At 65.6% G+C, this 11,167-nt stretch carries 6 protein-coding genes; 1 reads left to right on the top strand and 5 read right to left on the bottom strand.

Going from position 1 to position 11,167, the window contains the following annotated elements:
* Positions 1-3: 3 nt before the first annotated feature.
* Positions 4-849, bottom strand: coding sequence for an S-formylglutathione hydrolase (gene fghA / locus PWP93_RS01080; RefSeq protein ID WP_421043153.1), 846 nt, complete (start codon positions 847-849; stop codon positions 4-6).
* Positions 850-967: 118 nt separating this feature from the next.
* The gene (locus tag PWP93_RS01075) at positions 968-2,488 is read right to left on the bottom strand and encodes an FGGY family carbohydrate kinase (RefSeq protein ID WP_421043152.1); all 1,521 of its coding nucleotides are present in this window, start codon (positions 2,486-2,488) and stop codon (positions 968-970) included.
* Between the two features lie 670 nt (positions 2,489-3,158).
* Between PWP93_RS01075 and PWP93_RS01070 the strand changes: the two genes are divergently transcribed.
* Positions 3,159-4,607 carry a nucleobase:cation symporter-2 family protein gene (locus tag PWP93_RS01070; RefSeq protein ID WP_421043151.1) on the top strand — a complete coding sequence of 483 codons (1,449 nt, stop codon included), beginning with the start codon at positions 3,159-3,161 and terminating at the stop codon, positions 4,605-4,607.
* A gap of 308 nt (positions 4,608-4,915) precedes the next feature.
* Here PWP93_RS01070 and PWP93_RS01065 read toward each other — a convergent pair whose 3' ends face one another.
* From PWP93_RS01065 to PWP93_RS01055, 3 genes are read right to left on the bottom strand one after another with little or no spacing between them, the layout of a single operon-like run.
* Positions 4,916-6,457 carry an efflux transporter outer membrane subunit gene (locus PWP93_RS01065; protein WP_421043150.1) on the bottom strand — a complete coding sequence of 514 codons (1,542 nt, stop codon included), beginning with the start codon at positions 6,455-6,457 and terminating at the stop codon, positions 4,916-4,918.
* A gap of 1 nt (position 6,458) precedes the next feature.
* On the bottom strand, positions 6,459-9,722 hold the full coding sequence (locus tag PWP93_RS01060) for an efflux RND transporter permease subunit (RefSeq protein WP_421043149.1): 3,264 nt from the start codon (positions 9,720-9,722) through the stop codon (positions 6,459-6,461).
* A 15-nt stretch (positions 9,723-9,737) separates the two neighbouring features.
* Positions 9,738-11,018 (bottom strand): efflux RND transporter periplasmic adaptor subunit, encoded by a 1,281-nt coding sequence (locus PWP93_RS01055; protein WP_421043148.1) that lies wholly within the window; start codon positions 11,016-11,018, stop codon positions 9,738-9,740.
* Between the last annotated feature and the right edge of the window lie 149 nt (positions 11,019-11,167).

Raw genomic sequence — 11,167 nt, 5'->3', positions numbered from 1 at the left:
GAGTTACTTCGCGAGCACCCGCGCGTGATGCGCCAGATGGTCCTCGATAAAGCTCTGGATGAAGAAGTAGCCGTGATCGTAGCCTTCGTGACGGCGCAGCGTGAGCGGCTGCCCCGCCGCCTTGCACGCGGCTTCGAACACATCCGGGTTCAACTGGTTCGGCAAGAACGAGTCGGCCATGCCCTGATCGACGAGGATGCCGGCTTCGAACTTGCGCGCGGCCTTGCCCACCAGTTCGCTTGCGTCGTATTGCTTCCACGCTTCGCGGTCGTCGCCCAGATAGCCGGAGAACGCTTTCTCGCCCCACGGGCAGCGCGTGGGCGCCGCGATCGGTGCGAATGCCGACACCGAGCGATAGATATCGGGGTTGCGCAGCGCGAGCATCAACGCGCCATGCCCGCCCATCGAATGACCGAAGATGCCGAGCCGCGCGCCGTCCACGGGCAGGTTCTCCGTCACGGCCTCGCGCAGTTCGTCACGCACGTACGAGTACATGCGCCAATGCTTCGACCACGGCTCGCGCGTGGCGTCGACGTAGAAGCCCGCGCCCACGCCGAAGTCCCAGGCCTCGGCTTCGCCGGGCACGTTCGCGCCGCGCGGGCTCGTGTCGGGCGCGATCAGCGCGATGCCGTGCTGCGCGGCGAAGCGCTGCGCGCCCGCCTTGATCGGGAAAGTCTCTTCGGTGCAGGTCAGACCCGCCAGATAAAACAGTCCCGGCACCTTGCGCTCGCGCGCCTGGGGCGGCAGGTACACCGAAAAGCGCATCGGCAGGCCGATCGTTTTCGAGTCGTGTTTGTAGATGCGCTGCACGCCGCCATAACAAGCGTGCTCTTCAATCTGGTCCAGCATCTCTAGCCCTCGCTATTGGGATTGGACAACCGGGCGAATCGATTCGCCCTTCTTCAACAGGTCGATGCCGATCTTACCTTTGCCGTGAGATCCGGCACGAAGGGAACCGCGCGGCCCGTTACGGCATCGGCGCGAACCATGTGCGCACGCGGCCATACAAATCGATGAAGCGCGCGTAGCGCTGCGCGAGCGCGGCGTCGGCGTGCGGCTGCGCCACACAGGTCGCGGCGGGCGCGAGCGTCGCGAGTTCGTCCATGCGCCAATGGCCGCAGGCGACGCCGCCCAGCAGCGCCGCACCACGCGCAGCCGCATTCGGGCAATCGATCGCATCGAGCCGCGCGCCCAGCACGTCGGCGAGCAATTGACGCCAGCGCGCATCGACGGAACCGCCGCCCGCGAGCTTGAGCACGGTGATCGGCGCTGGCGGCGAACCCGCGCCATCGACATGGCTCGCACGGCTCGCGTCAGCCCCGTCCTGCGGCGCGCCACGCAACGCGTCGAGCCCCGCGCGCAACGCAAACGCCACGCCTTCGAACGCGGCGCGCATGAGCACGCCGCGCGTGTCACCGAGGCCCGCGCCGAGCCAGCCGCCGCGCGCCTCGGGATCGAGCCACGGCGAGCGCTCGCCGCTCAGGTACGGCAAAAAGGCGAGCGTCTGCGACGGTGGCGCGGCAAAGGCCTCTGCATAAGCCTCGGCCCAATCGCAGGACAGCCAGCCGCGCGCTGCTTCGAGCGCCACACCCACGTTCTGCATCGCGGCCATTGCATACCAGCCGCCGCTCGCCGACCGATAGCGATGCAGGCCGCGCCGGGCAGGCGGCTCAACGCTCGATGTGACGACGATCTGGCCACCCGTGCCGGTGGTCAGCAGCGCATCGCCGTCTTCGCGCAGGCCACTGCCGAGCGCCGCGCACGGCGTGTCGCCGGCGCCTGTGGCAAGCACGATGCCCGCAGGCAGGCCGAGGGCGCGCGCAGCGTCTGCGCACAGCGTGCCGCTAGCCGCCGCCGATGGCGCGAGCGGCGCGAACCAGCGCGCCGGCAAGCCGAGCCGCTCGATCAGCGCGAAGTCCCACGCACCGCCGGGCGCGGCAAGCGCAGTCGCGCAGGCATCGGACGGATCGGCCACGAAGGCCTCCCGCGCCGAACCCGCAAGCCGCACGCGCAGCCAGTCCTTCGGCTGCAACGCCCAGCGCGTGGCGTCGGCTATCGCGGGCTCGTGCAGCGTCAGCCAATAGAGCAATGGTCCCGCCATGCCGGGCGCGACCGGATTCGGCTGCGGATGCTCCACGTTATCGTGCGAAGAGCCGGGCCACGCCTCGAGCAACGCGCGCGCCCGCGTGTCGGGCCACAGCATGGCGCGACGCAGGGCATGGCCCGCTGCATCGACCGGCACGACGCCATGCATCTGGCCGGAGAAGCCGATTGCGCGCACCCTCGCGCGCTCGGCCCCGGGCAGACGCCCGCACGCCAGCACGAGCGCGTCCCACCAGCGCTCGACGTCGATCTCGGCCCAGCCGGGCTGCGGCGTCTCCAGCGCATACGCGGCGCTGGCCGCGGCACGCTCGGCCCCCGCTTCATCGACAATGGCGACTTTGAGCGAACCGGTGCCGAGGTCGATACCGAGAAAGCGGGACGGCATTGCATTCATACGAAATAGCCCGGAAACATAATCAAGATTGGCGCGCGCCGCTCATCGAACGCGACAAGCCGCGGCAGCAGTAAAAGACGATAAAAAAGCGCATGATGACAGCGCGAAATTCATGGTCGGAGACGGGGTCGAGAACGGCGCTGGAGAGGATAACCGGTGGTCTCGCGGAGGGTCCCGCGGGCGCCTCGAAATGATCCCGTTTACAGGTATTCGCGGGTTAACCCGAGGGACTTTTGCGACATGCAAAATGTGGTACATGCGGAAAGCGAAATATAGATCATAATGAATCTCCCATATATTTCCGGGGCGACTGACATCTGGTTTCCCCCGACATCGCTCCCTTCATGTGCGACTACCTGAGCCCCGTACTCATCACAGCCGAAGCGACGCAATAGCGACTAACGCCTGAAACCACCTGAAAACCGGCCCCAACGCTGCGTCAGAACGTCGCATGTGTACTCATACGATGCGCCGCAGCATCGCCATACGGGCTAACACCGTCCTCCGCATAGTCTGATCGCACCCTGATAGGGGGATCCGCGCGCCCCACGCGCATATCGCCCCCGGAAAGCACGGAATAGTCCCCAGTGGTCTTGCTGCTTCTTTTCGTCGCGAATACCTTGGAGGCCATATTTTGAAACCAAAGACGGAGAGAGACGACATGCAATCCCAGGGTATCCAAACCCAGGCTCGGAGCCAGGTTCACCCGGTAGACGAGCGCCTGCCGTTCGGCCAGCTTCTCACGCTCGGAATCCAGCACGTTCTCGTGATGTATGCGGGTGCGGTGGCCGTGCCGCTCATCGTCGGGGGCGCCGTGGGACTGCCGAAGGATCAAGTGGCGTTCCTCATCAGCGCCGACCTGTTCGCCTGCGGCATTGCAACACTGATCCAGACGCTCGGCCTCTGGATCTTCGGTATCCGCCTGCCCGTCATCATGGGCTGTACGTTTGCCTCGGTCGGCCCGATGATCGCCATCGGCACGAACCCCTCGCTGGGCATTCTCGACATCTTCGGCTCGACCATCGCCGCCGGTGCGATAGGCATCGTGATCTCACCGATGATCGGCAAGCTGCTGCGCTTCTTCCCGCCTGTCGTGGTGGGCACGGTGATCGCGGTGATCGGCCTCTCGCTCATGGAAGTGGGCATCAACTGGGCAGCTGGCGGCGTAGGCAACCCGAACTACGGTGATCCGGTCTATCTCGGCCTGTCGCTCGTCGTGCTGATGCTGATTCTCCTGATCAACAAGTTCGGCCGCGGCTTCATCGCCAACATCTCGGTTCTGCTCGGCATCGTGGCGGGCTTCGCGATCGCGATGGCGCTTGGCCGCGTGAACCTCGATGGCGTGTCGCACGCACAGTGGATGGGCTTCGTGATGCCGTTCCACTTCGGCCTGCCGAAATTCCACATCCTGCCGATCGCAACGATGGTGATCGTGATGTTCGTGACCTTCATCGAGTCGACGGGCATGTTCCTCGCCGTAGGCGACATGGTGGATCGTCCGGTCGACCAGGCAACGCTGGTGCGCGGTCTGCGCGTCGACGGTCTGGGCACGATGATCGGCGGCATCTTCAACTCGTTCCCGCATACCTCGTTCTCGCAGAACGTCGGCCTCATCGGCGTGACGGGCGTGAAGAGCCGCTTTGTGTGCGCAACGGGCGGCGTGATTCTGGTGGCGCTCGGCCTGTTCCCGAAGATGGCTCAGGTTGTTGCTTCAGTGCCCCCGTTCGTGCTGGGCGGCGCGGGCCTCGTGATGTTCGGCATGGTGGCTGCGAACGGCATCAAGGTGCTCTCGAAGGTCGACTTCGTGAAGAACCATCACAACCTGTTCATCGTCGCCGTGAGCGTGGGCTTCGGTCTCGTGCCGGTGGTCTCGCCGAAGTTCTTCTCGCAACTGCCGCCGGCGCTCTCGCCGCTGCTGCATAGCGGCATTCTGCTGGCCTCGGTTTCGGCCGTGGTCCTGAACCTGATTTTCAACGGCGCAAAGAGCGAAGCAGCCGCAGAACACGACATCCACCAGGTCGGCCACGACTTCGACGGCACCCAGTCGAACGAAAGCGAGCATGGCTCGACGGAAGCAGGACAAGGCATGCCGCGCACGGCAGCACACTGAGTCGACGCGAGAGGCGCCCCGGCCGGATGATAGACATGCGCGCCGGGGCCTTTTGCTGGTTTGGCGTCACGGGAAACCGTGACGCCTTTTTTGTTTTTGGGCGGCGTTATCGCCCGATGCGCGGAGCAGCGGCCAGGCGGCATCGAAGACGCCCCGCCCTGCCGCATGCAATTTACTGCCCAATGCCCGCTGCCGAGTGCTCGGAGTTGCCTGCCCGGGCTTCCCGAATGCACTCGAAAAAAAAAGCCACGGTCTCCCGTGGCTTTTATCGTTCGTACCACGTAAAACGCGGTCCGTGCTCACATGGCTCAACCCGCCGGCGCCGAAGCCGCCGCCGGTGCGCTGGCTGCGCCGTAATCGACCGGCGCATCGGCCGGACGCGGCGCCTCGCCCGCGTGCTCGATCCAGCCGCCGCCCAGCGCGCGATACAGATCGACGAGGTTGGTCAGCCGCGCGAGCCGCGCCGTGACGAGTGCCTGCTGCGACTGGTACAGGCTGGTCTGCGCGGCCAGCACCGGCAAATAGCTGTCCACGCCGTTCTTGTAGCGTAGTTCCGAGAGATCGAGCGTGCGCTGGTTTGCGAAGGTGCTGCGCTGGAGCGCCCCGATCTGCTGATCGTAGGTGCCGCGCGCCGCGAGCCCATCGGCCACTTCGCGGAACGCCGACTGGATTGCCTTCTCGTAGTTGGCGATTTCGATGCGCTTCTCGACGTGCGCGAGATCGAGATTCGCGATGTTCGCGCCGCCTTCGAAGATCGGCATCGTGATCTGCGGCGCGAAGCTCCACGCCGCCGTGCCCGCCTTGAAGAGCCCCCCGAGCGAGAGGCTTTCGGTGCCGAACGCCGCCGTGAGCGAGACCTTCGGGAAGAACGCTGCGCGCGCCGCGCCAATATTGGCGTTCGCCGCGAGCAGGTTCTGCTCGGCCTCCATGATGTCCGGACGCCGCGTAAGCAGGTCCGAAGGCAACCCCGCCGGGATATCGGTCAGCAGGTTCTGGCTGCCGAGCGGCAGGCCCTGCGCGAGATCGGCCGGCAGCGGCTCGCCAATCAGCAGCACGAGCGCGTTCTCGGCCTGCGCGCGGGCGCGCAGTTGCGCCTGCAGGTTGGCCTGCGCGTTTTCCACGACGGTCTGCGCCTGGCGCAGATCGAGTTCGGTGCCGGTGCCGGTGTCGAACTGCGCCTTCGCGATGTTGTACGAATCCTGCGCCGTCTTGAGAGTGTCCTGCGTGACCTTCAGCAAGTCGTCGTCGGCGAGCATCGCCAGGTACTGGTCGGCGACCTGCGAAACGAGCGAGATCTCCGCCGCCTTGCGCGCCTGCGCCGTTGACAGGTATTGCGCGAGCGCCTGGTCCTTCAGGCTGCGGATGCGCCCCCAGAAGTCGATTTCCCAGGATGCCTGCAAGCCCACGTTGTAGACGCTGGACGGATTCGGTTGCAGCGGCGAGGACAGCAGATCGTTCGGCACGCGCGAGCGCTTCTCGGTGGCCACGCCATCGATGGCCGGGAACAGCGCGGAGCGCGTGATCTGATACTGCGCGCGCGCCGCCTCGACGTTGAGCACCGAGACGCGCAGGTCGCGATTGTTCTTCAGCGCGATCTCGACCAGCTGCTGCAGGCGCGGATCGACGAAGAAGTCGCGCCAGCCGATGTCGGCGGCCGCGACGCCGTTGGCGCTGCGCCCGGGCTGGCCGCTGTCGCCAGTCACGCCGGGCTGCGTCGCGTAGACGCCGCCCTGCGGGAAGTCCTGCGACACCGGCGCGTCCGGCCGCTGATAGTGCGGCTCCATCGTGCAACCCGCGAGAACAGCGGTGGCCACTGCGGCGGCCACTGCAATTACGGATAGTTTATGCATCTCAATGTCCTTCCTTGCCCTGGCCGTTGCCGCTGTTGCCGCCGCCGCCATTGCCACCACCATTCGCGCCGCCCTTGCCATCATTGGCGCCGTTCTCGTCGTCATGGTCGTGCGCGTGGTGCTCTTCGTAATGCGCAAGCGCCGTGTCGGCGTCTTCCTTCTCGCCGGCGAACTTCGCGCGGATCACCACGAAGAACATCGGGATCATGAAGATCGCGAGGAACGTCGCGGTGATCATCCCGCCGATCACGCCCGTGCCGATCGCGTGCTGCGATGCCGAGCCCGCGCCGTTACTGATCGCGAGCGGCAGCACGCCGAGAATGAACGCCATCGAGGTCATCAGAATCGGCCGCAGACGCAGTCGAGAAGCTTCGAGCGCCGCTTCGATCGGTCCGATCTTCCCGTCGGCCTGCAAATCTCGCGCGAACTCCACAATCAGAATCGCGTTCTTCGCCGAGAGACCGACGGTGGTTAAGAGCCCCACCTGGAAGAACACGTCGTTTTCGAGGCCGCGCAGCGTCACCGCGAGCAGCGCGCCGAGCACGCCGAGCGGCACCACCATGATGACCGCGAACGGAATCGACCAGCTCTCGTAGAGCGCCGCGAGACACAGGAACACGACGAGGATCGAGATGCCGTAGAGAATCGGCGCCTGCGAACCCGACTGAATTTCCTGGAACGACAGGCCCGTCCACTCGTAGCCGATGCCCGCGGGCAGCTTCGCCGCGATCTGCTCCATGGCCGTCATGGCCTGGCCCGTCGACTTGCCCGGGGCCGCCTGACCCTGGATTTCCATCGCCGAGATGCCGTTATAGCGCTCGAGCTTGGGCGACCCATACGTCCAGTGGCCGCTCGCGAACGCGCTGAACGGCACCATCCCGCCCGAGCCGTTGCGCACGTACCAGATGTTCATATCGTCTGGCGTCATGCGGAACGGTGCGTCGGACTGCACGTACACCTTCTTGATACGGCCGTCCGTATCGAGGAAGTTGTTCACGTACTGCGACGCCCACGCGATCGAGAAGGTCTGGTCGATCGCAGCCGACGTCACGCCGAGCGCATTCGCCTTCTCGCGGTCGATGTCCACCTTGTACTGCGGCGTGTCGTTCAGGCCGTTCGGGCGCACGACCGCGAGCGACGGATCCTTCGCCGCCATGCCGAGCAGCATGTTGCGCGCTTCCATCAGCTTCTCGTGGCCGAGACCGCCGCGGTCCTGCAACTCGAAGTCGAAGCCCGAGGCCGTGCCCAGTTCAGGAATCGAAGGCGGATTCACCGGGAACACCATCGCGTCCTTGTAGCCCGCGTAGTGCGCGAACATGCGGTGCACCAGCGCCTGCACCTTCTGGTCCGCGTGCTGGCGCTCCTTGTAGTCCTTGAGCCTCACGAACGCGAGGCCCGAGTTCTGGCCGCGGCCCGCGAAGCTGAAGCCGTTCACCGTGAACACCGACTCGACGATGCTGCCTTCGTCCTTGAGCAGGTAATCCGTGATGTTGGCGAGCGTGCGCGCCGTGGTTTCCTGGGTCGAGCCCGAGGGCGTCTGCACGATCACGAACATCGTGCCCTGGTCTTCATCGGGCAGGAACGACTTCGGCAGGCGCACGAACAGCAGCCCGACCGCGACGATCAGCGCGAGATAGATGATGAGCCAGCGGCCCGAGCGCTTGATGACGTGATACACGCCGCTGTGATACTTGTCGCGACTCGTCTCGAAGGTGCGGTTGAACCAGCCGAAGAAGCCCTTCTTCTCTTCGTGGTGGCCCTTCGGGATCGGCTTGAGAATGGTCGCGCACAGCGCCGGCGTGAGAATCAGCGCGACGAGCACGGACAGCACCATCGCCGCCACGATCGTGAGCGAGAACTGCCGGTAGATGGCGCCCACCGAGCCGCCCGAGAACGCCACCGGCACGAACACCGCGGAGAGCACGAGCGCCACGCCCACGAGTGCGCCGGTGATCTGGCCCATCGCCTTCCTGGTCGCTTCCTTCGGCCCCAGGCCCTCTTCCACCATCACCCGCTCGACGTTCTCCACCACCACGATGGCGTCGTCCACGAGCAGGCCGATGGCGAGCACGAGGCCGAACATCGAGAGCGTATTGATGGAGAAGCCCACCATCCCCATGATCGCGAACGTGCCCAGCAGCACCACCGGCACCGCGATGGTCGGAATCAGCGTGGCGCGCAGGTTCTGCAGGAACAGGTACATCACGAGGAACACCAGCACGATACCTTCGAGCAGCGTCTTGATCACTTCCTCGATCGACAGGCGCACGAACGGCGTGGTGTCGTACGGGTACTGCACGACCAGACCGTGCGGGAAGTACTTCGAGAGGCTGTCGATCTTCTGGCGCACGAGCTTCGCGGTCTGCAGCGCGTTGGCGCCCGTCGCGAGCTGAATGCCGAGGCCCGCAGTAGGCGCGCCGCTGTACTTCGTATCGAAGTTATACGTTTCGCCGCCGAGCGCAATTCGCGCCACGTCCTTCAAGCGCACCTGCGAGCCGTCCTGGTTCACCTTCAGCAGGATGTTGCCGAACTGCTCGGGCGTGCGCAGCAGCGTCGATTCGGTGATGGTCGCCTGGAACGCCTGCCCCGCCACCGACGGCGTGCCGCCCAGCTGGCCGCCCGCGATCTGCACGTTCTGCGCGCTGATCGCGGCCGAGACGTCCGATGGCGTGAGGTTGTAGTTCGTGAGCTTGTTCGGATCGAGCCAGATGCGCATCGCGTACTGCGAGCCGAACAGCGTCACCGTGCCCACGCCGTCGATACGGCTGATCGGGTCCTTCACGTTCGACGCCACGTAGTTCGCGAGGTCATACTTGCTCATGCTGCCGTCTTGCGACACGAACGCGAGCACGAGCAGGAAGCTGCTGCTCGACTTCGTGACGCTGATGCCGAGCTGCTGCACCACCTGCGGCAGGACCGGCGTGGCGAGCTGCAGCTTGTTCTGCACCTGCACCTGCGCGATGTCCGGATTGGTGCCGGCGGCGAAGGTCAGCGTGATAGTGGCCGTGCCCGAGTCATCGGAAGTGGACGAAAGATACAGCAAGTGGTCGAGACCGCTCATCTGCTGCTCGATCACCTGGGTGACCGTGTCTTCCACCGTCTTGGCCGATGCGCCGGGATAATTCGCGCTGATCTGAATGGAGGGCGGCGCGATGGTCGGATACTGCGCGACCGGCAGCGTGAACACCGACGCCACGCCCGCCAGCATCAGGATGATGGCGATCACCCATGCAAAAATCGGGCGATCGATAAAGAACTTTGCCATGAAGCAGGCTCCCTGTTATTGCGCAGCGGAAGCAGCGGGTGCGGAGGCAGCGTGAGCCGCCGATGCGCCGGCTCCGGATGCCCCCGAAGCGCCGCTCGCGCCCGCGAGACCCGCAGCCGTCGCCTGGTCCGCCGAAGGCGCGCCTGGCGGCGGCGGCGGCGGCAGATGCGCATCGACCGCCTTCACCGTTGCGCCCGGGCGAACCTTCTCGGTGCCCTGCACGATCACGCGGTCGCCCGCGTTCAGGCCGCTTTCGACGATCCAGTCCTGGCCCTGCGTGCCCGACGTGACAATGACGTGCGGCACGACCTTGTTGTCCTTGTCGACGAGCAGCACCGTGGCCTGGCCCTTCTGGTCGTGCTGCACGCCCACCTGCGGCACGAGGAACGCGTGCTCGTTGGTGCCTTCGTCGATGCGCGCGCGCACGAACATGCCGGGCAGCAGCACGCGGTCGGGGTTCGGGAATAGCGCGCGAATCGTGACCGAGCCGGTGGTCTGGTCGACCGTGACGTCGGTGAACTGGAGCTTGCCCTGCTGCGAGTAGGTGCGGCCGTCTTCGAGCACGAGTGAGACCTTGGCCGCGTCGGGCCCATTGGTCTTCAGGCGCCCCGCTTCGACGGCGCGGCGCAGCTTCAGGCCGTCGAGGCTCGACTGCGTGAGGTCCACGTATACCGGGTCCATTTGCTGCACGGTGGACATCAGCGTCGCCTGGCTCGCCTGCACGTAGGCGCCCGGCGTGACCTGCGAAATACCGACCTTGCCGGTGATCGGCGAGACCACGTCGGTGTAGCCAAGGTTGATCTGCGCGGTGTCGACCGCGGCCTTGCCCGCATCGACATCGGCCTGTGCCTGGCCTTGCGCGGCCACGGCGTTGTCGTAGTCCTGCTTGCTGACCGCGTTGGCCGCGACGAGCACCTTGTAGCGCGCGACGAGCGCGTTCTGCGTGACGAGATTCGCCTTCGCCTTCGCGAGCGAGGCCTTGGCGTTATTGAGGATGGCGATGTACGGCGCCGGGTCGATCTTGTACAAACGCTGGCCCGCCTTCACGACTGAACCCTCGGTGAATTCGCGGCGCAGCACGATGCCGTCGACCCGCGCGCGCACCTGCGCGACGAGGAAGGCATTGGTGCGGCCCGGCAGTTCGGTCACGACCGGCACGGACGTGGGCTGGACGGCGATCACGCCGACTTCGGGGGTTTGCGGCGGCGGAGCGGTGTTTTTTTGCCCGCACGCTGCGAGCACTACGGCAGCCGTCGCGAAGGTGATTAGGCGGAATGGAACCCGTTCGACGCGCATGGAGCAACCTCTGTCTATAACTGACAATAAAAGCGTGCGGCGTTCTTCCTTCGTGAGGAAGAACGGCGGCACACGCCAGCATCTGCAATAACTGACGGATAACCCGGTGCTTCAGGAATGGCGCGATACCGGTTTGCACAACATCCGTC

The sequence above is a fragment of the Paraburkholderia sp. A1RI-2L genome (genome assembly GCF_048957375.1).
GTDB lineage: Bacteria > Pseudomonadota > Gammaproteobacteria > Burkholderiales > Burkholderiaceae > Paraburkholderia.
The sequence above is the reverse complement of the archived record's forward strand: the minus strand, read 5'-3'. Positions and strand labels throughout refer to the sequence as shown.

Coding starts and splice junctions, on each gene's coding strand:
- PWP93_RS01055 (WP_421043148.1), bottom strand. CDS start 11,018: ATGCGCGTCGAACGGGTTCCATTCCGCCTAATCACCTTCGCGACGGCT.
- PWP93_RS01065 (WP_421043150.1), bottom strand. CDS start 6,457: ATGCATAAACTATCCGTAATTGCAGTGGCCGCCGCAGTGGCCACCGCT.
- fghA (WP_421043153.1), bottom strand. CDS start 849: ATGCTGGACCAGATTGAAGAGCACGCTTGTTATGGCGGCGTGCAGCGC.
- PWP93_RS01070 (WP_421043151.1), top strand. CDS start 3,159: ATGCAATCCCAGGGTATCCAAACCCAGGCTCGGAGCCAGGTTCACCCG.
- PWP93_RS01060 (WP_421043149.1), bottom strand. CDS start 9,722: ATGGCAAAGTTCTTTATCGATCGCCCGATTTTTGCATGGGTGATCGCC.
- PWP93_RS01075 (WP_421043152.1), bottom strand. CDS start 2,488: ATGCCGTCCCGCTTTCTCGGTATCGACCTCGGCACCGGTTCGCTCAAA.